Raw genomic sequence first — 21,938 nt, forward strand, 5'->3', positions numbered from 1 at the left:
AAAGTAATTGATCTCCACAGCTAACATCACGATGCAGTTCGGCGCCAAGCCGCTATTCGAAAACGTTTCGGTCAAATTCGGCGCGGGCAACCGCTACGGCCTGATCGGCGCCAACGGTTGCGGCAAGTCGACTTTCATGAAAATCCTCGGTGGCGACCTTGAGCCTTCCGGTGGCCAGGTCATGCTCGAGCCGAACGTGCGTCTGGGTAAATTGCGCCAGGACCAGTTCGCTTACGAAGAATTCACCGTGATCGACACCGTGATCATGGGTCACGAAGAGCTGTGGAAGGTCAAGGCCGAGCGCGACCGTATCTACTCGCTGCCGGAAATGACTGAAGAAGACGGCATGGCCGTGGCCGAGCTGGAAACCGAATTCGCCGAAATGGACGGCTACACCGCCGAATCCCGTGCCGGTGAATTGCTGCTGGGCCTGGGTATCGGCATCGAGCAACACTTTGGCCCGATGAGCGAAGTGTCTCCAGGCTGGAAACTGCGCGTATTGCTGGCGCAGGCGCTGTTCTCCGATCCTGAAGTACTGTTGCTCGACGAACCGACCAACCATCTGGACATCAACACCATCCGCTGGCTGGAAAACGTGCTGACCCAGCGCTCCAGCCTGATGATCATCATCTCTCACGACCGTCACTTCCTGAACAGCGTGTGCACCCACATGGCTGACCTGGATTACGGTGAGCTGCGTCTGTTCCCGGGCAACTACGACGAGTACATGACCGTGGCGACCCAGTCCCGCGAGCAACTGCTGTCGGACAACGCCAAGAAGAAAGCGCAGATTTCGGAACTGCAATCGTTCGTCAGCCGCTTCTCGGCCAACGCCTCGAAAGCCAAGCAGGCCACCTCCCGTGCCAAGGCGATCGACAAGATCCAGCTGGCCGAGGTCAAGCCTTCGAGCCGTGTGAGCCCGTTCATCCGTTTCGAACAAACCAAGAAGCTGCACCGTCAGGCGGTCATCGTCGAGCGCATGGCCAAAGGTTTCGACGGCAAGACACTGTTCAAGGACTTCAGCTTCCAGGTTGAAGCCGGCGAGCGCGTGGCGATCATCGGCCCGAACGGTATCGGTAAAACCACCCTGCTGCGCACCCTGGTCAACGAACTGACCCCGGATGCCGGTACTGTGAAGTGGACCGACGCCGCAGAACTGGGCTACTACGCCCAGGACCACGCACACGACTTCGAAGACGACTGCAACCTGTTCGACTGGATGGGCCAGTGGACCCAGGGCGGCGAGCAAATCGTTCGCGGCACCCTCGGTCGCATGCTGTTCTCCAACGACGAGATCCTCAAGTCGGTCAAGGTCATCTCCGGTGGTGAGCAAGGTCGCATGCTGTTCGGCAAGCTGATCCTGCAAAAGCCGAACGTGTTGATCATGGACGAACCGACCAACCACTTGGACATGGAATCCATCGAGGCGCTGAACCTGGCGCTGGAGAACTACCCGGGCACGCTGATCTTCGTCAGCCACGACCGTGAGTTTGTATCGTCGCTGGCAACCCGCATTATCGAGCTCAGCCCTAGCGGCGTGATCGACTTCAGCGGCACCTATGATGATTACCTGCGTAGCCAGGGCGTTGTGTTCTAAGCGTTCGCAATAAATGAAAAGCCCTGTCCTCGTGACGGGGCTTTTTGCATTTCAGGGCTGAATATTTTTCGGTGCAGAGGACCTCTTCGCGGGCAAGTCGGATCGCCGCATCGCTCGCTCCTACAGGATTTGCGTCGTGCGCAATTGTTGTGGACGACTTTGATCCCGTAGGAGCGAGGCTTGCCCGCGAAGGGGCCTTCAGACACCACGAATATAGTTAGCCTGCTTTCTTTTATTTCACACCCAAGCCATGATGCAGCTCTCCCACCGCCGCCCGCGAACGAGCCCACATGTCTGCGCAGCAACAGCCCCCGCAAAGCTCCCTGGCGATCACCCTGCAGATCGTCTCCATCGTTTTTTATACTTTTATTGCCTTCCTCTGCATCGGCCTGCCGATTGCGGTGTTGCCGGGGTATGTCCATGAGCAACTGGGTTTCAGCGCGATCATCGCGGGGCTGACCATTGGCTCGCAATACTTGGCAACCCTGCTCAGCCGGCCCATGGCCGGGCGCATGTCGGACAGCATCGGCACTAAGCGGGCGATTATTTACGGGTTGACGGGGATTGTGTTGAGCGGCGTGTTGACGTTGCTTTCGACGTTGTTGCAAAGCTTGCCGCTGCTCAGTCTGTTGATCCTGATCGCCGGTCGCTTGTTACTTGGGATCGCCCAAGGACTGATCGGCGTCGGCACCATCAGTTGGTGCATGGGCCAGGTCGGGGCTCAACACACGGCCCGTTCAATCTCCTGGAACGGCATTGCGTCTTACGGCGCCATCGCTATTGGCGCACCGCTGGGCGTGGTGATGGTCGCCGAGTATGGGTTCGCCAGTTTGGGGATCGCACTGTCGCTTTTAGCCCTTGCCGCGCTGCTGCTGATCCGCAACAAACCTTCAGTGCCGGTGGTTCGCGGCGAGCGGCTGCCATTTTGGGCAGTGTTCGGGCGCATTGCACCGTTCGGGGCGAGCCTGAGCCTGGCCTCCATCGGTTACGGCACGCTGACCACCTTTATTACCCTGTATTACGTCAGCCGTGGCTGGGCCGGCGCCGCGTATTGCCTGACGGTATTCGGCGTCTGCTTTATTTTGGCGCGACTGCTATTCATCTCCAGTATCAGCCGTTTCGGCGGATTCACCTCGGCGATTGCCTGCATGAGCATTGAAACCGTGGGCCTGGGGCTCCTGTGGCTGGCCCCTTCGACTGGATATGCGTTGATCGGCGCAGGCCTGACCGGTTTTGGCTTGTCGCTCGTCTATCCGGCGCTGGGTGTTGAAGCGATCAAACAGGTGCCCAATTCCAGTCGCGGCGCAGGTTTGAGTGCCTATGCGGTATTTTTTGATCTGGCACTGGCAATCGCCGGGCCGTTGATGGGCGCGGTGGCGTTAAACCTGGGGTATACGTGGATTTTCTTTAGTGCGGCGTTGTTGTCGGTGGCCGGATTAGCGCTGACCCTGTTACTGAAACGCCGCGCGATAGCCTGACACCCACAATCCTGTAGGAGCCGAGCTTGCTCGCGATGGCGGCGTATCTGATACCAAATGCGTCGCCAGACAGGCCGCCATCGCGAGCAAGCTCGGCTCCTACTGATCGGCAGTTTGCAGGCCCGCCCGGGTTGCGATGCCCAGCGAGCGAGTGAAGAAACGCCCGGCCTCGGAAATCATGTCGCGATGAATGCCTTCACGGTCGACACCATCGGCGTCGGTACACAGTGCCGGCATGGCGATGATCTGTTCTTCGTTGCACGGCGCCATGAACACGAAATGCCCCGCGCCAGCCAGCAATTTGAAATCCGGTGCGATCGGCAGTTTGCGCGCAAGCGCCGCAGCGTTTTTATCGAACGCCACCAGTTTGTCGCCATCGCCACTGTAAAGCAGTACCGGCACATGCACGTCCGCCAGCGTTTGACGGCCGAACTTCAAACTCAACGGCGCCATCAACAGCAAGGCATGCACGCGCGGGTCGGCCACGGGTTGCAGGTCATCGCGGTCGACGATCAGTTCGCCTTGGGTGTTGCAAGCATCGTGGTCGTCCGGACGCTCGTGGCAATAGCGGCGCAGGCGATCCAGGTCCGGCGTGGCACCTGAAAGAATCAACGCCGTCTCACCGCCCGCCGAATAGCCAATCACCCCGACCTGATTGGCATTGACGAACGGCGCGAGCATGCGATCGCCCAAGGTGGCGGTAATGGCTTCGGAAATCTGGATGGGCCGGCCGTAAAGGTTACTCAACGTACCGAGGCGACTGTGGTCTTTGGAGTTGTCGCCGGGATGGATCACCGCGACCACCACAAAGCCTTTGCGCGCCAGCGAGGTGGCAAGGTAATGCAGGGCCAGCGGGGTTCCGGTGTTGCCATGGGACAGCATCAGCATCGGGAAGCGCCCGATAGCCACAGGGATGTCTTCCCCGGCTTCGACCGTGTAGCCCTCGATATTACTGGTGTGTTCTCTGGCGCTGGAGGGATAGAACGCGATGGCGTGCATCGGTTGCAAATCGAGGGGGTCGAGAAAACTCATCTCATGGAAGCCGACGCTCCAGTGAGGATGCGGCGCAGGCGCGGCGTGAACTGAATTCAGGCTGCTGAGCAGGCAAAACAGTAACGCTGCACAAAGACGCACCATAAGGATGCCCCACCATTTGTTACTTGACCGCAAAGCCCGTTCTCCTCGGTTTATCGAGGCAGCGGCCTTGTACCAGCAATTTGCGGCCACCAAGGTCGTTGCAGAACGGGGACGTTAACCCCGTGCTGCATAACCTGGGCCACAACCTGTAACAGCCAGAAACAAAAAACTCCGCACCTGGCACTTGCGTGATCAGAATACAGAGTTTTTTGAGGTGTTGCCTGAGCAGTTAGACGTCTTTTACGCAAGCCTTACGCAGCGGCGAACAATTGCTCGCTGATTTGCGCTTGAGCGTCGCTCATGGCTTTAGTACGCACTTCGTCACCGTAGGCCAGGCCGTGGGCACGGACGAACTCGATGTCGGTGATGCCGATGAAGCCGAACAGCACTTTCAAGTACTCTTCGTGAGCCACGCCCGTGGCCTGACCGGCATGCAAGCCACCGGAAGTCGAAACGATCACGACTTTCTTGCCACCGCACAGGCCTTCAGGGCCGGCTTCGGTGTAACGGAAGGTCTGTCCGGCAACGGCGATGCGATCGATCCAGGCCTTGAGTTGGGTCGGGATGGTGAAGTTGTACATCGGTGCGGCAATCACGACAGCATCGGCGGCGAGGAATTCGGCCAGGGTGGTGGCGCTCAGTTCGGCTTCGTGCTGTTGGGCGGCGTTGCGCAGTTCGGCGGTAGTACCGGCGGCGACCAGCGTTGTGGCGGAGAAATGGCTGATGGCATCGGCGGCCAGATCGCGGTAAGTGACCACGGCGTTCGGCTCTGCGGTTTGCCAGGCTTTAACGACTTCGCTGCTCAGCAGACGGGAAGCCGAGTTGTCACCAAGAATGCTCGAATCGATATGCAACAGTTTCATGTGGGATCTCCAGGTGAGGACCGCCACGGGGCGATCTGATGGAAAGAATCCTACAGACGAAACCAATAACTGATTAGACCGCAACAATGCGATAGTTCGTCCCACTGATAGAACAATTGGACTGCCGTCATGCAAGACCTCAACGATCTCTACTATTTTGCCAAGGTGGTTGAAGCCGGCGGCTTCGCGGCCGCCGGGCGTTTGCTCGGGATACCCAAATCGCGCCTTTCACGGCGCATTGCCGAACTGGAAGAACGCCTTGGCGCGCGTCTGCTGCAACGCACCACCCGCCAACTCAAGCTGACGGCCGTGGGCGAGCGCTACCTGCGGCACTGTCAGGCAATGCTGCTGGAAGCCGAAATGGCCGATGAAGCGGTGGCCAGCATGTCCAGCGAACCGCGCGGGCGACTGCGGGTGTCCTGCCCCGTCGGCCTGGCGCATGAGAGATTGCCGACGGTCATCGCACGGTTTCTTGAAAAATACCCCCAGGTACAGCTGGAAGTCATGTTAGTCAATCGCCGGGTCGACCTGGTGACTGAAGGCGTCGACGTCGCCTTGCGCGTGCGTGAGTTGGGCGACGAAGATCCGTTATTGGTCACTCGACGCTTGCGCCAGGCGCAAATGGTCATGGTCGCCACCCCCGAATTTTTGCACGGACGGGAAGTCAACCAGCCCGAAGACCTGAAGAGCCTGCCAATACTCGGAGCCCTCGAAGCCGACCGCATGGTGCATATCCGCCTGCTGGATCAAAAGGGCAAAAGTCTTGAGCTGAGCCTGGAAGCGCGGCTGGGCATCGACGACTTCATCGTGCGCAAGGCCTGCACCCTCGCCGGTCAGGGCTTTACCTTGCTGCCTATGATGTATTGCGAGCAGGAGCTGGAATCGGGCTCGCTGGTACAACTGCTACCTGAATGGTCATTGCCGGGCGGCTGGCTGCAAGCGGTATACCCTCATCGGCGCGGGGTGATGCCCGCGGTTCGTGCCTGGCTCGACCACTTGATCGAATCATTCAACGCCTGTGGGGACCGACTGATATGAAGGCAGCACGTATGAGCGAAGAGGACGTCGCACAGTTCTGTCTCGCGCTGCCGGGTGCGCGGGAGGACTATAAGTGGGGCGGTGTGCGGGTGTTTTCGATTGCCGGGAACAAGATGTTCGCGTTGCAGAACCTGCGCGGCGACTCCCTGGCCTTCAAAGTCGACAAGGACCTGTTTCTGGGGCATTGCGACCGGCCGGGCATCCACCCGGCCCCCTATTTGGCGAGAGCCCAGTGGATCATCATGCAAACGCCCTACCCGCTGGGTGCCGAAGAGCTGCAAGGCTTGTTGCAACGTTCCCACCAACTGGTGGTGAGCAAGTTGCCCAAGCGCACCCAGGTGGGATTGCTGCTTTAAAGCAATGCCAGCAGGTTCGCACCGAGGAACAACTGGTCGATCCAGAACACCTCGTGCAGCAACACGATCAGCCAGAACAGCAGCTGATAGGAGACTTTGCGGGTCTTGTGTCGAAACACCTGCTGGGCCAGCAAGGCACCGGGCCAGCCACCCGCCAGTTCAACCGCGTGCAAGACGTTTTCCGGCGTGCGCCAGCTGTCAGCGCGGGCCTTGCGCTTGTCACTCCAGTACAGGAAAAACGCCAGCACACTGACGATTCCGTACGCCGCCAGCGGAATCAACGACACCCCGCGCAGCCAGAGCGACACCGAACCAAACATCGGCAGCGCGCAAAGCACTGCGAAAACCAGCAGTTTGAGCGGTAGATGCTGAATGTGCTCTCCCCCAGACCTGCGCCTGGGGTTGTTGCGCGTGCCGGCATCACTCATGGCTTGACCGCAGACCAGTCGACCCAGCCAAACTGCCAGGTCGCCAAAATCACCAGGCCGAACACGATGCGATACCAGGCAAACGCCGCGTAGCTGTGGCTGGCGATGAACTTGAGCAAGCCACGGACCGCGATCATGGCGAAGATGAACGCCGTCACGAAACCAATCGCGAACACCGGAAAATCCGCTGGCACGAACAAGTGACGGTATTTGAAACCCGAATACACCGCCGCAGCAACCATGGTCGGCATCGCCAGGAAGAACGAGAATTCGGTAGCAGTCTTGCGCGACAGGCCGAACAGCAACCCGCCAATGATGGTCGATCCGGAACGCGAAGTACCCGGAATCATGGCCAGGCACTGGGCGAAACCGACTTTCAGCGCATCTTGCCACGTAATCTCGTCGACGGTTTCCGCATGCACCTCATGTTGGCGTTTCTCGGCCCACAACATAATGATCCCGCCCACCACCAGCGCCGTGGCGACGGTAATCGGGTTGAACAGATAATGGTGAATCAAGTCGGAGAAAATCACCCCCAGTACCACGGCCGGCATGAAAGCAATCAACAGGTTGGCAGTGAAACGTCGAGCGCTCGGTTGCGTCGGCAAACCGGTGACCACATCGAGAATCTTGCGGCGGAACTCCCACACCACCGCCAGGATCGCACCCAACTGGATAATGATGTTGAACGCGATAGCGCGTTCACCACCGAAATCGAGCAAGTCGGCCACGATGATTTGGTGCCCGGTACTGGAAATGGGCAGAAACTCCGTCAGCCCTTCCACTACGCCAAGTATCAATGCCTGAAAGGCAGTCCACAGATCCATCAATCCCCCAAAAAGCGATGCCCCCAGGCATGCCCCGTTAGTTTTTTAAACGTTCAACGCGCTGAGCGTAGCTGAAGTTCCGCGCGCACAGGATCCAGACGGAACCGTAAAAATTCCGTGAAAATCCAACCCGGATTCAGGTTTTTCCGCGCGGGGCCGAAATCCTATCAGACAAGCCTTTATAACGCTGCCGCGGAATAGGACTTGGGTTGCATATGCCCGCCCGGCAACGCGTGGCTGGATGCTGGCAATCGTTTATGACAAGAAAAAAATATTGGAGTGACGGCGTTTTGAACAGCTTGCGCAGTGTGTCGATCAGCCGACGCTTGTGGCTCATCTTGATCGTGTCGGTGGTGATGTTGATGCTCAAGCAATTGCGCGTGTAACACGCCCTCTGTAGCAGCTGCCGAGCAGCGCGAGGCTGCGTCCGGCTGCGCAGCAGTCGAAAACCTGAGTACGCGAAGCTCCTGAACCACCATACAACCTGATTTCACGACGACTTCGTCGCCGAACGCAGCCTCGCGCTGCTCGTCAGCTTCTACAAGCGGGATGCAGCTTCGTTGCTACAGGTTCTACTTGGTGGCAGCTGCCGGTACAATCCGCCCCCCTATTTCGCTTTCCCAAGGAACCTCCATGTCCGGGCTTGAACTGTTTGCCGCCGCCCTCGGTGTGATCGCCGTCTGGTTGACGGTCAAACAGAACCCCTGGTGCTGGCCGATCGGTCTGGTCATGGTGCTGCTTTATAGCTGGATCTTTTTTGAGGTGAAGCTGTATTCGGACATGCTCCTGCAAGTGGTCTACGCGGCGCTGCAACTCTACGGCTGGCGGCAATGGACACGTGCAGGCGAGGCGAAGACCGGTCGGCAGGTCAGCCGGCTCGACGCAAAGGCAGTGGCCCTGAGCCTTGCGGTCGGCGCGCTGGGCAGTGTGCTGTTGGGCGCCGCCATGGCGCACTGGACCGATGCCGCCCAGCCATGGCTCGACGCCGCACTGACCGGGTTCAGCCTGGTCGCGCAGATGTGGATGGCGCAAAAGCGCGTGCAATGCTGGCCACTGTGGATCGCCGTTGATGTGATTTTCGTCGGGCTGTTCATCTATAAAGGCATGTACCTCACGTCTGCCCTCTATGCACTGTTCCTGTTGCTGGCGGTGCAAGGCTGGCGTGAATGGCGTGCCGACCCGGCATTACGCGCATGAAGGTATTGGTGCTCACGGGGCCGGAATCCAGTGGCAAGAGCTGGCTTTCGGGCGAGATTCACGCCAATTTTGGCGGCATATTGATCAATGAGTACGTTCGGCATTTCATCGACAGCGAAGCTCGCAATACCTGCTACGACGATATTACGTCGATAGCACATGGCCAGTTGGCTTGGGAAGATGAAGCACGAGCCAAACAGCCGTCACTGCTGATCCTCGATACGCATCTCTTAAGCAATATCCTTTGGAGTCGCACGTTGTTTGATGATTGCCCGACATGGATCGAGCAAGCATTGCTGGAACGGCACTACGACCTGCATTTGCTGCTGAGCCCTGAAACCGTGGCTTGGCATGACGACGGGCAGCGTTGCCAACCGCAACTGGCAGAACGCCAGGCGTTTTTCCAGGCAAGCCGCCAATGGCTTGACCTGCACCGCCAGCCTTGTCAGGTACTGCAAGGTGATTGGCAGCAGCGCAAGGACGCGGCATTCGAGGCTGTGACACGCTTGCTCAAGGTGTAATAGGGGTGTGCCCCACCGAAAATGTCCATTCCTGGAACATCCAGCCCTGCGCAAACCCGCGAGCTAAAGCGGTTTTAGCACTTTGGCAAGAAAATGTTAAATCACTGATACAACCTGCCTTCAACGACTTCTGGCCATCGGCGTCACCGACGATGCGCCAGACTTTTCCTTCAGTCTGAAATTCCCATACTACTTCTAATTGGCCCCCACAAAAAAACCGCTTTTCCGCGGTTTTTTTGTTGATGGCGTGTTCAAAGCTTTTACTTTCAGCTTGCAGCTAAAAACTTGCACCTCAACGTATATGATGCTTGTGCAACAAACGGTAAAAAGTAGGCCTGGATATCCCCAGCACCTTGGCGGCGACGCTCAAATTATCGCTGTGGCGGTTAAGTACATCACACAAGGCCTGGCGCTCCGCCCGGTCCTTGTAGTTCTCCAACGTACCCATCGGCGTGGCAGTGGTGTGCTGACTGATCAACCCCAAGTCTCGCGCCTCGATCTGCCGGCCTTCGGCCAACACCAGCCCGCGTCGTACCCGGTTGGCCAACTCGCGCACATTGCCCGGCCAGTCATGCTTGCCCATGGCAATCAGCGCGTCTTCGCTGAAACTGCGAGGACGGCGGCCGGTTTCATGGCTGTAGAAGTGGGAAAAGTGGTTGGCCAGCATCAACAGGTCGGCATGGCGCTCACGCAGTGGAGCGGTGTCGACTTGCAGTACGTTCAGGCGGTAATACAAATCTTCGCGAAAGCGTTTCTTTTCGATCATGGCCTCAAGGTCTACGTGAGTCGCCGCCAACACCCGCACATCCACCGGTATCGGCTCACCGCCACCCACACGCTCGATGTGTTTCTCCTGTAGGAAGCGCAGCAGATGGGCTTGCAGCTCCAAGGGTAAGTCACCGATCTCGTCGAGAAACAGTGTGCCGCCATTGGCCGCTTCGATCCGTCCGACCTTGCGTTGATGGGCGCCAGTAAAGGCCCCCTTCTCATGGCCAAACAGCTCGGACTGGATCAGGTGTTCGGGAATCGCACCGCAATTGATCGCCACAAAAGGTTTGCTGTGGCGCAGGGACTGGCGGTGCAGGGTGCGGGCCACCAATCCCTTACCGGTACCGCTTTCACCACGAATCAATACCGGAGACTCGGTGGGCGCCAGCTTGTTCAGCAATTTGCGCAGTTCACAAATCGACTTGCTGTCGCCAAGTAGCTCGTGTTCATTCTGATTGATGTGAATCGCACCCTGCCCGCGCAGGCGCGCCATGCCGAACGCCCGCCCCAGCGTGACTTGAACCCGGGCGACGTCAAACGGCAAGGTATGGAAGTCGAAAAACCATTCGCAAACGAAATCCCCGACATTCTGCAAGCGCAGCACTTCCTGATTGAGTACAGCGATCCACTCGGTGCCACTGCGACTGATCAGCTCTTTGACAGGGTCGGGGTGTGCCAGATGAAAGGGTTGTAAACGCAACAGGCCAACGTCGCAGATTCGATCGACGGCGCTCTCCAGGGAACAGCTATCAACATCCCACCCCACAGAGCGCAAACCCGGGAATAGACGATGGCAGTCGTCACAGGGGTCTACTACTAATAGACGTCGTAGCGCGGGCGCTTCGATCATGGACTGTTCCTTGACGCCAAATTATAGGAAATATTCGCAAAAACAGTCATTTACCGGACCTGGCTGTAACATTAGCAAGAAACTGACAGACCCTTGTATCGATTGACTATAGGGGCGCTACTTAATTAGTTATAAGAATTTTTCTTGTGAGTTACCTGACGAGTCGTATCTTTCGTTCAGCTTTCAAAAGATGCCCGGCATTGAGTATTTGAAGGAAAGTTGAAATTTCTTTTGATTGCGTGTGACCTGACCCACTGTTGGGGGCATCAGTACAAGTAACCAGCCGAACGGTAAGCCCAACCGACGGCACATCACTTGATTGGGCATACAGAGAGAAGACCCCATGACCGCCTCGCTCCGTATCAACGAAGCTCTTTTGATTGCCAAGCGCGCGTTTAAACCCTTCAAATACATCGCCTGGGCTCAACAAGACGGCAATGGCGAGCTCTGCATCACCGTCATAGACCGCACCAATACCCATATCGGTCACGCCCAAATCCCCAGCAGCGCCTATTCCGACCCAGTACAACTCGAACTCCTGCTGCAGCAGGCCCGTGCCGAGTTGAGCCAGGAAGGTTATAAACTGCAATCGTGGTCCATGCCGCATTAAGGGGTTTGCGGATTACTTCAACGTAGTCCGCCCCTTCGCCTTCTATCCAGTTGGCTGTTTTCAACAGTAACAGCGCACCCAAACTCCAACTTCGCCGTATCGAATTACTTGGCAGGCTTGTCAGTGGTTCGAAAAGACACTGTTCTGGCACACAGTGACCCTCCGCTTGTTAGTTATGACAGTTGTGTGATTGTTGATTCAGGGATTGAATGTTTAGCAGGCAGTTGCCCGCCCGTCCCTTGGGTTTCGGTCAGCTCGCAAGGAGATGCGCGCATGCCACACCAGACGGCTTTTGCCCTACCTGCATCGCGGCACACAGCTGGCGACCTGGATCACAGTTTCGCCTGCAGTGGCAAAACCCACGTGTATTTCGCCGATAGCATTTCAAGCATCGCTAAAAGCGTGGAGATGGACGCCAATGGTCGCGTGCTGGTCGCGGCGACCGTCGGCATGCCGAATGGCAGCTGCTTTGGCCTCGCTCGATTACTGGAAGACGGCTCGGCGGACCTCGCATTTGGCACTAACGGAAGCGTTATCGGGCAGTTCCAGCGCGGTCACGAGGCAATGGCGGGCAAAGTCCACGTCCTCACCAACGGGCATATTCTGGTGGCCGGCCTGCACTATGAAAACGCTCACCGAACGCTGCCGGCATTGGCGCTGTTCGATTCGCAAGGTCACCCCGTCGAACACTTCGCGGACAACGGGCTCTGTGTCGTACGCCTGCCGGGTAACCTGTCCCTGGGCATGCGCGATCTCTGGCTTCCCCCTGGCGTCCCTGGGGCCGAAGCCTGCGACGTACAGGTCCAGACTGACGGCAAAATCCTGCTGCTGGCCAACCACCATTTCGAACTGGCCGATCATGTCGGCCTGCTGATCCGCCTCACCCGCCAAGGCGAGTTGGACACGTCCTTCAACGGCCGCGGCTTCGTGGTTGTCAGGCATTTACTGATGAACTCCTGGCTCAGCAGCCTGATGGTGCAACGCGATGGTCGGATCATGGTAGGTGGATCAGTCAATTTCCCCGAAGAAGGCTTGCTGGCCCGCTACCTCCCCGACGGCCGCCTGGATGAGTCCTTCGCCGTGGATGGTTTTATGACGTTCAGGGCTGAGGAGCACGGCGCTCAGGTCAGCCAGATCATCGAGCAGGACGACGGTGAATTGCTGTGTCTTGGCAGCAGTCGCGACCCGATGCACTGCCTTGCCTTGAAAATACACAGCAATGGTCGCCCAGACGTTCATTGCAACGGCGGCCAGCCTCAACTACTGAAAATTGGCCGCAGCGGCTGCCTGTGGACTGCCGCCCGGCGCCAGTCAGATGGTCGTGTGTTGGCGGTTGGCGCCACCCTCGGCGGGATCGAAGCCGATTTCCTGTTAGCCCGCTATTTACCCGGCGGGCAGCTCGACCCCGGCTTTGCCGAAGGCACCTGCTGGGTTCGCACACGTCTTGGCCGCCACCTGGACACCGCGACGTCGGTGGCCATTCAGGCTGACGGAAGAATTGTCGTGGGCGGTTATTCACTGGATGACAACTACAAGGCCGTTGTAGTGCGCTATCTCGGCTAGGCTGAACCGCTTTTTCCGCGCTTGATATTCCGATCTTGTTACGGCAAGTTGCGCGCTTCTTAAAACAAGGAGCAGCCGATGTCCGGTTCAATGGCCCAGGCGTTCGCGCACAACTTTCTCGGCCACTCACCTCGCTGGTACAAGGCGAGCATTCTCGGTTTCCTCATTCTCAACGCACTGGTGCTGTGGACGGTCGGTCCGGTCGCAGCCGGTTGGTTGCTGGTGCTGGAATTCATTTTCACCCTGGCCATGGCGCTCAAGTGCTATCCGCTGATGCCTGGCGGTCTGCTGCTGATCGAAGCACTGCTGCTGCAAATGACCACGCCGCAGGCGCTGTATGACGAACTGCTGCACAACTTTCCGGTCATCCTGCTGCTGATGTTCATGGTGGCCGGCATCTACTTCATGAAAGATCTGTTGCTGTTCCTGTTTTCGCGCTTGCTACTGGGCGTTCGTTCCAAGGCGCTGCTGGCGTTGATGTTCTGCTTCCTCTCGGCATTCCTGTCGGCCTTCCTGGATGCCTTGACCGTAACTGCGGTGATTATCAGTGCGGCCGTAGGTTTTTATTCGGTCTATCACCGCGTCGCCTCGGGTAATGATCCACGCCAGGACAGCGCGTACAGCGATGACCGCAATTTGCCCACCCTTCACCATGAAGACCTCGAACAGTTCCGCGCCTTCTTGCGTAGCCTGTTGATGCACGGTGCCGTAGGCACGGCATTAGGCGGGGTGTGCACGCTGGTGGGTGAGCCGCAGAACCTGCTGATCGGCCATGAGATGGGCTGGCATTTCGCCGAATTCTTTTTGAAGGTTGCCCCGGTTTCACTGCCGGTGCTGGTCGCCGGCCTGGTGACCTGCGTGCTGCTGGAGAAACTGCGATGGTTCGGTTACGGCACCCTGCTGCCGGACAATGTCCGCGCAGTGCTGGCCAACTATGCCGCCGAGGATAACGCCGAGCGCACCGCACGCCAGCGCGCTGCCTTGTTGGTGCAAGGCGCCGCGGCGTTGATCCTGATTGCAGGGTTGGCGTTTCACATCGCGGAAGTCGGCCTGATCGGGTTGATGGTAATCGTGTTGATTACTGCGTTCACCGGCATCACCGACGAGCACCGTATCGGCAATGCCTTCAAGGACGCTATGCCATTCACCGCGTTACTGGTGGTGTTTTTTGCGGTGGTGGCAGTGATTCACGACCAGCAATTGTTCACTCCGCTGATCCAGTGGGTATTGACGCTGCCGGCCAATCAGCAACCGGGCATGCTGTTCATTGCCAACGGCTTGCTGTCCGCCATCAGCGACAATGTGTTTGTGGCGACCATTTACATCACAGAAGTGAAACAGGCGTTCATCACCGGCCATATGAGCCGCGAACACTTCGAGACGCTGGCCATTGCGATCAACACCGGGACAAACCTGCCAAGCGTGGCGACGCCTAATGGCCAAGCGGCGTTTCTGTTTCTGCTGACCTCGGCGATTGCGCCGCTGATTCGCCTGTCATACGGGAAGATGGTGTGGATGGCGTTGCCATACACCGTGGTGATGGGTGTTCTCGGGTGGTATGCCGTTAGTTTCTGGCTGTAACACAGACTAACAACTGTAGGAGTGAGCCTGCTCCGGGCGGCGTTCCGACGATAGCGGTCTGACATTCAACGATGATGTTGACTGGTATGGCCTCATCGCGAGCAGGCTCACTCCTACAGGGGGGATTTATGTGAACTGGCGAGATAGGATGTACCGTTCAATTGCCTGGGCAGCGCCATCTTCGGTGTTGGCCCCGGTCACCACATCAGCCTGACGCTTGACGGCCTCTTCTGCCTGCCCCATGGCAATCGACAGCCCGGCGCGATGAAACATCGCCGGGTCGTTGCCGCCATCGCCCAGCGCGGCGGTTTGCTTCAGCGGCACTCCGAGATACTCGGCCAGTGTCACCAACGCCGCGCCCTTGTTCGCCTGCATTGCGGTCACGTCCAGATACACCGGCTGTGAACGCGAGACTTGGGCCTGACCTTCGACCTTGGGCAGCAATTGCGCTTCCAGTTCGATCAGCAGCCCGGTGTTGTTGCTGGCCGCGACAATCTTGTCGATGCGCTCCAGATACGGTTCGAAGCTTTCCACAACCACGGGCGGATACCCCAGGCCATGCTGCTCTCGGGGAACCATGGGGCCGCTGGCATCCTTCAACAGCCAGTCACCACCGCTGAACACCCAGACTTCAATGTCCGGGAGGTCGGCGAACTGCGTCAGGGTGGTGAGCGCCGCCGTCGCCGGCAAGTAATGGGCAACCAGCAAGCTGCCGTCCGGATTGACGATCGTGCCGCCATTGAACGCCGCCGTCGGCAAGTCGACGCCTAATGCTTCAATCTGCTGCAACATCGCTTTGGGTGGGCGACCGGTGGCCAGGCTGAACAGCACGCCCGCCTCGCGCAACGATCGGACCGCGGCAATGGTGCGCTGACTGAGCGTGTGATCGGGCAGCAGCAATGTGCCGTCCATGTCACTGAGCAGAAAACGGATGGGCTGCGGCGTAAGGTCCGTCATCCGACGCTGTGCCAGACGCGACCGTCACGGGCCAGCAGTTCATCGCCCTCGGCCGGGCCGTCCTCTCCTGCCGCGTAATGCTGAACCGTCGCATCCTGCTGCCAGGCATCGAGGAACGGCTGCACGGCGCGCCAGCCGTTCTCGATGTTGTCGGCGCGCTGGAACAGCGTCTGATCGCCGGTCAGGCAATCGTAGATGAGCGTTTCGTAGCCGGTGGACGGCTGCATTTCGAAGAAATCCTTGTAGGCGAAACCCAGTTCGATATTGGCCATCTTCAACGCCGGGCCAGGCCGTTTGGCCAGCAGGTCGAACCACATGCCTTCGTTGGGCTGGATCTGGATCCGTAGATAAGTCGGTTGCAGCTCATTGACCTCGGTGTCACGGAACTGCGCATACGGTGCCGGTTTGAAGCAGATTACGATCTCGGTATCGCGTGCGCTCATGCGTTTGCCGGTACGCAAGTAGAAAGGCACACCGACCCAGCGCCAGTTGTCGATCATGACTTTGAGCGCCACGTAGGTTTCGGTCGTGCTGTCGGGCGCCACATTATTTTCCTGGCGATACCCCGGCAACGGCTTACCGTCGACTTCACCGGCGGCATATTGACCGCGGACCGAGTTGGCCCGTGCCTCTTCGGTTGACCAGGGGCGAATGGCCCCTACGACTTTGGCTTTTTCGCCGCGAACCGCATCGGCGCCAAAAGCAGCCGGCGGTTCCATTGCCACCATCGCCAGTAACTGGAAAAGGTGATTGGGCACCATGTCCCGCAGGGCGCCGGTGTGTTCATAAAAACTGCCACGGGTTTCGACGCCGACAGTTTCGGCGGCGGTAATCTGCACGTGGTCGATGTAATGGTTGTTCCAGAACGCTTCGAACAGGCTGTTGGAAAACCGGCTGATCAGAATGTTCTGCACGGTTTCCTTGCCCAGGTAGTGATCGATCCGGTAGATCTGGTTTTCCGTCATCACCTTGAGCAAACAGGCATTCAAGGCTTCGGCGGTTTGCAGATCGGAGCCGAACGGTTTTTCGATGACCACCCTTCTGAACGCTTCCGGCGTCTCTTGCAGCAAACCCGCCGCGCCGAGCCGACGCACCACTTCGCTGAAAAAACGTGGCGCGGTCGCCAGGTAGAAGACCGCATTGCCGGTGCCGCTGGCGGCGATTTTCGCCGCCAGCGCTTGATAAGTGCTGTCGTCCAGGAAGTCGCCCTGGACGTAGCTGATGCCTTGGGCCAGTTTGGCCCACACCTGCGGATCAAGGGCTTGATCGCCCTTGCCGACCTTGGCGGCCACTTCGCTTCGAATGAAATCTTCGAGCTTGCGAGCAAAGGCATCGTCTGTGATGGCGTTGTGGTCAACGCCGATGATCCGCAATCCATCCCCCAACAGTCCGTCACGACTCAGGTTGTACAGCGCCGGCATCAGCAGACGCTTGACCAGGTCACCGTGGGCACCGAACAGGAACAGCGTGGTCGGTGGTGCGGGTTCTGCCTTGGATTTATTGCGGATCAGACGGGTCATTTTTTCGAAGTCTCCACATGGCCGCCGAAGCCGAAGCGCTGGGCAGAGAGAATCTTGTCGCCGAAGGTGCCTTGCCCGCGCGAGCGGTAGCGGGAGAACAGCGAGTTCGACAGCACCGGTACGGGCACCGATTGTTCCATGGCGGCTTCGATGGTCCAGCGACCTTCACCGCTGTCAGCCACGGAACCTGAGTAACCGTCGAGTTTAGGGTCGCTGGCCAACGCATCAGCTGTCAGGTCGAGCAGCCAGGACGACACCACGCTGCCACGACGCCAGACTTCGGCGATGTCAGCGACGTTCAGGTCGAAACGCTGGTCTTCCGGCAGGTTGGTGCTGGCTTTGGTTTTGAGAATGTCAAAACCTTCGGCGAAGGCCTGCATCATTCCGTATTCGATGCCGTTGTGGATCATCTTCACGAAATGCCCCGAACCTGCGGGACCGGCGTGGATGTAGCCACGCTCAGCGCGATCGTCATCGGACTTGCGGTCCTTGGTGCGCGGGATATCACCCATTCCCGGCGCCAGGCTATCGAACAACGGATCAAGGCGTTTAACCACCTCGGCATCGCCGCCGATCATCATGCAATAGCCGCGCTCCAGGCCCCAGACGCCGCCGGAGGTGCCGACGTCGATGTAGTGCAGGCCTTTTTCCGACAAGGTTTTGGCCCGGCGGATGTCGTCCTTATAGAACGTGTTGCCGCCGTCGATGATGGTATCGCCGGCTTCGAGCAAGGTGCTCAGGGTGTCGATGGTGTCTTCGGTCGGTGCGCCAGCAGGCAGCATGATCCAGACCGCTCGCGGTTTGGCCAGGCCGGCGACCAAGGTCGGCAAGTCAGCGACGCCGGTGGCGCCCTCGGCCGTCAAAGTCTCGATGAAGGCGGTATTGCGGTCGTAAACGACAGTGGTATGCCCATTGAGCATCAGGCGCCGCGCAATATTGCCGCCCATGCGGCCCAGTCCAATGATCCCGAGTTGCATGTGCTGATGCTCCCTACTACAAATAAAGTGTGTCAAAGGTATAGCCCAACGTGGCTCATGGGGTTAGTCCAGAGCGTTGGCACATAGTTTCCGGGCATTGTGCCCGATCCTGACTGATAACGCCGGTAATCGCGCCGAAGACACAACGACCATAAAAAATAAAAAAGTTCCCTTGAGGGGCAAAAGAAATCAAAATCAGCGCCGATAGTAGATCACCGCCCGATTGCAGGGGCGGTTCTACAGTTGAGTCAACCATTTGCGAGGTGAGCAATGGGCACAGTACACGCAGCACGGCCAGCACAAACCCTTTACGTCACGATCCGTCGTGATGAATTACGCCAGTTGAAAGAAGAGCGCGACCTTTTGAAGCAGGAACTCGCGCAGTTACGCCAGCTGACTCAAGGCACGCAGTCGGCACCCTTGCCCGTTACCCAACGCGCGCCCCACGCCTGATTTTCACAGGTGATTCGGAGACAGCCTTCCGCTGTTTCCGACCTACGTCATCACCCCCAAGCCCTTACACCATCGAGGCGTTGCAGCAGGTGTTGACCTTCGCTGACGAAGAATACCCGGACCTTTACCTGTCCAGGCCGTCGCTGGTCAACATGATGAAACAGGCGGGTTACAAGACGTTCTGCATCACCAACCAGCAGACCATGACCAAGCGCAACACTTCCCCGCTACGCACCGTCACGTTGAGACTGGACCGAAGGCTCTAACGAGCTCATTCCCATTTGAGCAAATCGGCGGATAATGTCATTTCGACATTGGTTCACGGACGAAAAGGCCCCCGCTACACGTAATGGGAGACTCACCCATGAAACGTACACCTCTGATCCTCGCCAGCCTGTTGATCTTCAGTTCAGCCACAGCCTTTGCAGAACACGGTGGCGAACGCATGCGGTACTACTACGAAAAATTGCATCTCGCCCAACAGAAAGCTAATGGCTTCGAGGTCAAAAACATCGAACTGCCAGTACCCACCGATCCAACCGCACAAATGACCGAGTCCTATAAACCGAAGTAATTCAAGCCAGCCGGGCGTCCTGACGGGCGCCCTTCTTTGTGCCTGATTGAAACATTCAGGCGCGCTTAAAGACTCTTGGTCCAGAACAGCATGCGGCCATGGGCCGGATCGAACATGCCAGCAGCAAAACCAAACTTGCCGTAGGAGGCTTGCGCGACCGCGTTGCCTTCGAGGACTTCCAGGGTGATCTTGCAGCAGCCACGCTGGCGGGCAATGTCTTCAACCTTTTGCAGCATCTTTTGGCTCAGCCCCAAGCCGCGAAACTGCGGCACCACCGACACGTCGTGCACGTTGACCAGTGGCCGGCAGGCAAAAGTCGAAAAACCTTCGAAGCAATTGACCAACCCGGCCGGCGCGCCGTCGACAAAGGCCAACACACTGAAGGCGTGGGGACGCTTGGCCAGCTCCCCCGGCAATTGCAGTAGCATATCCTCGGGCAACGCATGCCCGCCGCCCATAGGGTCTTGCGCATAGGCATTGAGCACCACGCCAATCGCCTCGGCATGCACCGGGTTGGTGTAGCTGGCCTGAAGTACAAGAATGTCTGCAGATTCCCTTCCCATCGTTGCTATCCCATCGTGGTCCCGGCGCGTCGCTCGCGCCGCAAAGTCGAAGGACATTATCGTGAGTCGCCATCGCCGACAACCTGATCCTGCCTCAAACACCCCAGATCAGCGTTTCGGTCCATCCCAACTCGGCAAAATCCGCCGCCCTCAGACCCGACTCGCCGGCGCAGAAAAACTCGTCCAGTTGCGGCGGTGCGACCGAGGTGCCACTGAGCATGGCGTGGACCTGACCGCGATGATGAAGCTGGTGTTCGAACAGATGGGACAGCAGGCGCAATCGGCTGTCATGTTGCGGCGTGTCCCGGGCGATGGTCACGATTCGCCCGAGGTCGGCGTCGCGCAATTGCTCGCAATAAGCGATCAATCGATTGTCCACCTGTGATTGCTCGCGCTTGAGATCGCTGCCTGCGGTGAACGGCTGGTCTTTTTTGAAAAAAACGAAGCAATCGGGATGCGGATCGTCACCGCGCAACTCGCGTTCCAGGGCATCCACATAGAACCAGTCACAAGTCAGGATGTGGTTAAGGGTGGCGATGAGGCTGGGGAAGAAGCTGACCCGTGGAGCGGCCAGTTCGGCCGGACTCAACTGGTTCCAGGCCTTGGCGAGTCGGTAATTGGCCCAGGCGTTCTGATAAGCCATGGTCAGCAAATGATGAGACAGGGGCTGATTCATGTTCGCGGCTCCCGAAAATTAAGCTTCAGCGAAACGTTGCAGCTGCATTTCCTGTAAACGGCTTAATGTGCGACGGAACGGGAATTCCAGATAACCCTCGGTGTACAAGGCCTCCATTGGCACCTGCGCTTCGAGGTACAGCGGCACTTTGCGGTCGTAGCACTCGTCCACCAGCGCAATGAAACGTCGTACGCCATCGTCGTGCACCGACAGTTGCGGCAGTTCGCGGTCCCCCGCAACGACGTGTTCGGCAGCGTCTTCGGTGCCTCGGGCAATGCGCCCTTCACGTTTTTGTGCGCTGAGGTTCGGCACCTCACTCAATAGAATAGCGCTGTAGGTGTCGCACAGGGCCATGAAGTCCATGGCCGAAAAAGGTTGTTCGCACAGGTCGGCATAGCGACACCACAGCACGCTGTTACTGGCCTGCACAGTATTGACTTGACGGTAGCCGACCATGACCGGCTCGCTGGACACGGACTGGCCGACTGTCAGCGCCTTGAACACGTCGCCGAGCGCGTCGGGATGCGCGGCATCGCTCACCCAGTAACGCTGCAATGCAGCACCAGGGTGCAGACGATGGTCTTCGCTGCCCTCCACGGCGATCACCTGCATGTGCTGCTTGATCGCCTTGATGGCGGGCACAAAGCGGTCGCGATTGAAGCCGTCGGCGTAGAGCTGATCCGGCGGCTGGTTGGAGGTGCACACCATCACCACCCCTTGTTCGAACATCACCTGAAACAAGCGCCCGAGAATGATCGCGTCACCGATGTCGTTGACGAACAGCTCGTCAAAACACAGCACCCGCACTTCCTCGCTCAACTCACGCGCCAACGCCTTCAACGGGTCGGCGGTGCCGGTCAGTTGAAACGAGCGCTGGTGCACCCAGCCCATGAAATGGTGGAAATGTTGACGTCGGGCCGGCACGCGCAGGTTTTGGTAGAACTGATCCATCAACCAGGTCTTGCCCCGCCCGACCGGCCCCCACAGGTAAACGCCGGTGACCGGCGTTCGCCCTTCATGCAAGGCTTCGTGGCATTTTTGCAGCGCCCACACGGCGTGCTCCTGGGCTTCGTCCTGGACGAAGCCCTTGTGTTCGATGGCGTGTTGCCAGGCGCTTAACGGCGAGTCGACATTCATGCGCGGGAGTATACGTCCGATCTGTAGCAACTGCCGCAGAGTGCGTTTGGACCGTAGCAGCTGCCGAGCCTGCGAGGCTGCGTTCGGATGTAGCAGCTGTCGAGCCTGCGAGGCTGCGTTCGGATGTAGCAGCTGTCGAGCCTGCGAGGCTGCGTTCGGATGTAGCAGCTGTCGAGCCTGCGAGGCTGCGTTCGGATGTAGCAGCTGTCGAGCCTGCGAGGCTGCGTTCGGATGTAGCAGCTGTCGAGCCTGCGAGGCTGCGTTCGG

23 protein-coding genes and 1 pseudogene are annotated in these 21,938 nt (G+C 58.5%); 13 read left to right on the forward strand and 11 right to left on the reverse strand.

Translation table 11 applies throughout. The features are described from left to right. Positions 1-7 precede the first annotated feature (7 nt). Positions 8-1,597: an ABC-F family ATPase gene (locus AC1DWM_RS25240; RefSeq protein WP_150778468.1), complete on the forward strand. Its 1,590-nt coding sequence runs from the start codon at positions 8-10 to the stop codon at positions 1,595-1,597. A gap of 290 nt (positions 1,598-1,887) precedes the next feature. Then, positions 1,888-3,075, forward strand: a complete 1,188-nt coding sequence (locus tag AC1DWM_RS25245) for an MFS transporter (protein ID WP_477796442.1) — start codon at positions 1,888-1,890, stop codon at positions 3,073-3,075. A 99-nt stretch (positions 3,076-3,174) separates the two neighbouring features. Here the strand turns inward: AC1DWM_RS25245 and AC1DWM_RS25250 are convergent, their stop codons facing one another. Next, on the reverse strand, positions 3,175-4,212 hold the full coding sequence (locus AC1DWM_RS25250) for an alpha/beta hydrolase family protein (protein ID WP_223519679.1): 1,038 nt from the start codon (positions 4,210-4,212) through the stop codon (positions 3,175-3,177). Between the two features lie 251 nt (positions 4,213-4,463). Continuing rightward, the gene (locus tag AC1DWM_RS25255) at positions 4,464-5,075 is read right to left on the reverse strand and encodes an FMN-dependent NADH-azoreductase (protein ID WP_007949372.1); all 612 of its coding nucleotides are present in this window, start codon (positions 5,073-5,075) and stop codon (positions 4,464-4,466) included. A 129-nt stretch (positions 5,076-5,204) separates the two neighbouring features. Here AC1DWM_RS25255 and AC1DWM_RS25260 point away from each other — a divergent pair, with 129 nt between their 5' ends. Together AC1DWM_RS25260 and AC1DWM_RS25265 are read left to right on the forward strand one after the other, a co-directional pair. Beyond that, the gene (locus AC1DWM_RS25260; RefSeq protein WP_477796443.1) at positions 5,205-6,113 is read left to right on the forward strand and encodes a LysR substrate-binding domain-containing protein; all 909 of its coding nucleotides are present in this window, start codon (positions 5,205-5,207) and stop codon (positions 6,111-6,113) included. After that, the gene (locus tag AC1DWM_RS25265) at positions 6,110-6,469 is read left to right on the forward strand and encodes an MmcQ/YjbR family DNA-binding protein (RefSeq protein ID WP_150778473.1); all 360 of its coding nucleotides are present in this window, start codon (positions 6,110-6,112) and stop codon (positions 6,467-6,469) included. Before AC1DWM_RS25260 ends, AC1DWM_RS25265 begins: the two co-directional genes overlap by 4 nt. Here AC1DWM_RS25265 and AC1DWM_RS25270 read toward each other — a convergent pair. Next, positions 6,466-6,897 (reverse strand): DUF1294 domain-containing protein, encoded by a 432-nt coding sequence (locus AC1DWM_RS25270; RefSeq protein WP_477796444.1) that lies wholly within the window; start codon positions 6,895-6,897, stop codon positions 6,466-6,468. The genes AC1DWM_RS25265 and AC1DWM_RS25270 overlap by 4 nt on opposite strands. Then, positions 6,894-7,724, reverse strand: a complete 831-nt coding sequence (locus tag AC1DWM_RS25275) for an undecaprenyl-diphosphate phosphatase (protein WP_223519685.1) — start codon at positions 7,722-7,724, stop codon at positions 6,894-6,896. Before AC1DWM_RS25275 ends, AC1DWM_RS25270 begins: the two co-directional genes overlap by 4 nt. Positions 7,725-7,981: 257 nt before the next feature. Between AC1DWM_RS25275 and AC1DWM_RS25280 the strand changes: the two genes are divergently transcribed. The 3 genes from AC1DWM_RS25280 (at position 7,982) to AC1DWM_RS25290 (ending at position 9,442) form a co-directional block, all read left to right on the forward strand. Next, the gene (locus AC1DWM_RS25280; RefSeq protein WP_263288372.1) at positions 7,982-8,110 is read left to right on the forward strand and encodes a hypothetical protein; all 129 of its coding nucleotides are present in this window, start codon (positions 7,982-7,984) and stop codon (positions 8,108-8,110) included. A 247-nt stretch (positions 8,111-8,357) separates the two neighbouring features. Beyond that, complete coding sequence (pnuC, locus tag AC1DWM_RS25285; protein WP_223519687.1) at positions 8,358-8,921, forward strand: nicotinamide riboside transporter PnuC; 564 nt, start codon at positions 8,358-8,360, stop codon at positions 8,919-8,921. Further along, positions 8,918-9,442 (forward strand): AAA family ATPase, encoded by a 525-nt coding sequence (locus AC1DWM_RS25290; RefSeq protein ID WP_223519689.1) that lies wholly within the window; start codon positions 8,918-8,920, stop codon positions 9,440-9,442. Before pnuC ends, AC1DWM_RS25290 begins: the two co-directional genes overlap by 4 nt. A 292-nt stretch (positions 9,443-9,734) precedes the next feature. Here AC1DWM_RS25290 and AC1DWM_RS25295 read toward each other — a convergent pair whose 3' ends face one another. Further along, positions 9,735-11,060 (reverse strand): sigma-54 dependent transcriptional regulator, encoded by a 1,326-nt coding sequence (locus AC1DWM_RS25295; RefSeq protein WP_223519691.1) that lies wholly within the window; start codon positions 11,058-11,060, stop codon positions 9,735-9,737. A 343-nt stretch (positions 11,061-11,403) separates the two neighbouring features. Between AC1DWM_RS25295 and AC1DWM_RS25300 the strand changes: the two genes are divergently transcribed. The 3 genes from AC1DWM_RS25300 (at position 11,404) to nhaB (ending at position 14,814) form a co-directional block, all read left to right on the forward strand. Beyond that, on the forward strand, positions 11,404-11,670 hold the full coding sequence (locus AC1DWM_RS25300) for a hypothetical protein (RefSeq protein ID WP_223519693.1): 267 nt from the start codon (positions 11,404-11,406) through the stop codon (positions 11,668-11,670). Between the two features lie 273 nt (positions 11,671-11,943). Further along, positions 11,944-13,233, forward strand: coding sequence for an NHL repeat-containing protein (locus AC1DWM_RS25305; protein WP_477796445.1), 1,290 nt, complete (start codon positions 11,944-11,946; stop codon positions 13,231-13,233). A 78-nt stretch (positions 13,234-13,311) separates the two neighbouring features. After that, on the forward strand, positions 13,312-14,814 hold the full coding sequence (nhaB, locus tag AC1DWM_RS25310) for a sodium/proton antiporter NhaB (RefSeq protein WP_223519697.1): 1,503 nt from the start codon (positions 13,312-13,314) through the stop codon (positions 14,812-14,814). Positions 14,815-14,940: 126 nt separating this feature from the next. On the opposite strand, the gene AC1DWM_RS25315 is transcribed toward nhaB, so the two are convergent. The 3 genes from AC1DWM_RS25315 to gnd are packed head-to-tail and all read right to left on the reverse strand — an operon-like array spanning position 14,941 to position 18,292. After that, the gene (locus tag AC1DWM_RS25315; RefSeq protein ID WP_223520569.1) at positions 14,941-15,771 is read right to left on the reverse strand and encodes an HAD family hydrolase; all 831 of its coding nucleotides are present in this window, start codon (positions 15,769-15,771) and stop codon (positions 14,941-14,943) included. Beyond that, on the reverse strand, positions 15,768-17,291 hold the full coding sequence (zwf, locus tag AC1DWM_RS25320; RefSeq protein WP_223520571.1) for a glucose-6-phosphate dehydrogenase: 1,524 nt from the start codon (positions 17,289-17,291) through the stop codon (positions 15,768-15,770). Before zwf ends, AC1DWM_RS25315 begins: the two co-directional genes overlap by 4 nt. After that, positions 17,288-18,292 (reverse strand): phosphogluconate dehydrogenase (NAD(+)-dependent, decarboxylating), encoded by a 1,005-nt coding sequence (gene gnd, locus AC1DWM_RS25325; protein WP_317849418.1) that lies wholly within the window; start codon positions 18,290-18,292, stop codon positions 17,288-17,290. Before gnd ends, zwf begins: the two co-directional genes overlap by 4 nt. A gap of 246 nt (positions 18,293-18,538) precedes the next feature. Between gnd and AC1DWM_RS25330 the strand changes: the two genes are divergently transcribed. From AC1DWM_RS25330 to AC1DWM_RS25340, 3 genes and pseudogenes are all read left to right on the forward strand, one after another. Next, positions 18,539-18,721: a DUF6026 family protein gene (locus tag AC1DWM_RS25330; protein WP_223520575.1), complete on the forward strand. Its 183-nt coding sequence runs from the start codon at positions 18,539-18,541 to the stop codon at positions 18,719-18,721. A gap of 62 nt (positions 18,722-18,783) precedes the next feature. Continuing rightward, positions 18,784-18,942 (forward strand): annotated as a pseudogene (locus tag AC1DWM_RS25335) (hypothetical protein); the annotation flags it as partial. A 143-nt stretch (positions 18,943-19,085) separates the two neighbouring features. Next, positions 19,086-19,295 carry a hypothetical protein gene (locus AC1DWM_RS25340; RefSeq protein ID WP_223520577.1) on the forward strand — a complete coding sequence of 70 codons (210 nt, stop codon included), beginning with the start codon at positions 19,086-19,088 and terminating at the stop codon, positions 19,293-19,295. 65 nt (positions 19,296-19,360) lie between these two features. Here AC1DWM_RS25340 and AC1DWM_RS25345 read toward each other — a convergent pair whose 3' ends face one another. The 3 genes from AC1DWM_RS25345 to zapE form a co-directional block, all read right to left on the reverse strand. Beyond that, positions 19,361-19,858 (reverse strand): GNAT family N-acetyltransferase, encoded by a 498-nt coding sequence (locus AC1DWM_RS25345; protein WP_223520579.1) that lies wholly within the window; start codon positions 19,856-19,858, stop codon positions 19,361-19,363. Positions 19,859-19,952: 94 nt separating this feature from the next. After that, positions 19,953-20,534, reverse strand: coding sequence for a DinB family protein (locus AC1DWM_RS25350; RefSeq protein WP_223520581.1), 582 nt, complete (start codon positions 20,532-20,534; stop codon positions 19,953-19,955). Positions 20,535-20,552: 18 nt separating this feature from the next. Beyond that, on the reverse strand, positions 20,553-21,671 hold the full coding sequence (gene zapE, locus AC1DWM_RS25355; RefSeq protein WP_223520583.1) for a cell division protein ZapE: 1,119 nt from the start codon (positions 21,669-21,671) through the stop codon (positions 20,553-20,555). Positions 21,672-21,938 lie beyond the last annotated feature (267 nt).

Source organism: Pseudomonas sp. P4_C8, from assembly GCF_056401975.1.

What these genes read in the sequence shown, in the direction of transcription:
- AC1DWM_RS25245 (WP_477796442.1), top strand. Translation starts at nt 1,888, where the DNA reads ATGTCTGCGCAGCAACAGCCCCCGCAAAGCTCCCTGGCGATCACCCTG.
- AC1DWM_RS25250 (WP_223519679.1), bottom strand. Translation starts at nt 4,212, where the DNA reads ATGGTGCGTCTTTGTGCAGCGTTACTGTTTTGCCTGCTCAGCAGCCTG.
- AC1DWM_RS25255 (WP_007949372.1), bottom strand. Translation starts at nt 5,075, where the DNA reads ATGAAACTGTTGCATATCGATTCGAGCATTCTTGGTGACAACTCGGCT.
- AC1DWM_RS25260 (WP_477796443.1), top strand. Translation starts at nt 5,205, where the DNA reads ATGCAAGACCTCAACGATCTCTACTATTTTGCCAAGGTGGTTGAAGCC.
- AC1DWM_RS25265 (WP_150778473.1), top strand. Translation starts at nt 6,110, where the DNA reads ATGAAGGCAGCACGTATGAGCGAAGAGGACGTCGCACAGTTCTGTCTC.
- AC1DWM_RS25270 (WP_477796444.1), bottom strand. Translation starts at nt 6,897, where the DNA reads ATGAGTGATGCCGGCACGCGCAACAACCCCAGGCGCAGGTCTGGGGGA.
- AC1DWM_RS25275 (WP_223519685.1), bottom strand. Translation starts at nt 7,724, where the DNA reads ATGGATCTGTGGACTGCCTTTCAGGCATTGATACTTGGCGTAGTGGAA.
- AC1DWM_RS25280 (WP_263288372.1), top strand. Translation starts at nt 7,982, where the DNA reads ATGACAAGAAAAAAATATTGGAGTGACGGCGTTTTGAACAGCTTGCGC.
- pnuC (WP_223519687.1), top strand. Translation starts at nt 8,358, where the DNA reads ATGTCCGGGCTTGAACTGTTTGCCGCCGCCCTCGGTGTGATCGCCGTC.
- AC1DWM_RS25290 (WP_223519689.1), top strand. Translation starts at nt 8,918, where the DNA reads ATGAAGGTATTGGTGCTCACGGGGCCGGAATCCAGTGGCAAGAGCTGG.
- AC1DWM_RS25295 (WP_223519691.1), bottom strand. Translation starts at nt 11,060, where the DNA reads ATGATCGAAGCGCCCGCGCTACGACGTCTATTAGTAGTAGACCCCTGT.
- AC1DWM_RS25300 (WP_223519693.1), top strand. Translation starts at nt 11,404, where the DNA reads ATGACCGCCTCGCTCCGTATCAACGAAGCTCTTTTGATTGCCAAGCGC.
- AC1DWM_RS25305 (WP_477796445.1), top strand. Translation starts at nt 11,944, where the DNA reads ATGCCACACCAGACGGCTTTTGCCCTACCTGCATCGCGGCACACAGCT.
- nhaB (WP_223519697.1), top strand. Translation starts at nt 13,312, where the DNA reads ATGTCCGGTTCAATGGCCCAGGCGTTCGCGCACAACTTTCTCGGCCAC.
- AC1DWM_RS25315 (WP_223520569.1), bottom strand. Translation starts at nt 15,771, where the DNA reads ATGACGGACCTTACGCCGCAGCCCATCCGTTTTCTGCTCAGTGACATG.
- zwf (WP_223520571.1), bottom strand. Translation starts at nt 17,291, where the DNA reads ATGACCCGTCTGATCCGCAATAAATCCAAGGCAGAACCCGCACCACCG.
- AC1DWM_RS25330 (WP_223520575.1), top strand. Translation starts at nt 18,539, where the DNA reads ATGGGCACAGTACACGCAGCACGGCCAGCACAAACCCTTTACGTCACG.
- AC1DWM_RS25340 (WP_223520577.1), top strand. Translation starts at nt 19,086, where the DNA reads ATGAAACGTACACCTCTGATCCTCGCCAGCCTGTTGATCTTCAGTTCA.
- AC1DWM_RS25345 (WP_223520579.1), bottom strand. Translation starts at nt 19,858, where the DNA reads ATGGGAAGGGAATCTGCAGACATTCTTGTACTTCAGGCCAGCTACACC.
- AC1DWM_RS25350 (WP_223520581.1), bottom strand. Translation starts at nt 20,534, where the DNA reads ATGAATCAGCCCCTGTCTCATCATTTGCTGACCATGGCTTATCAGAAC.
- zapE (WP_223520583.1), bottom strand. Translation starts at nt 21,671, where the DNA reads ATGAATGTCGACTCGCCGTTAAGCGCCTGGCAACACGCCATCGAACAC.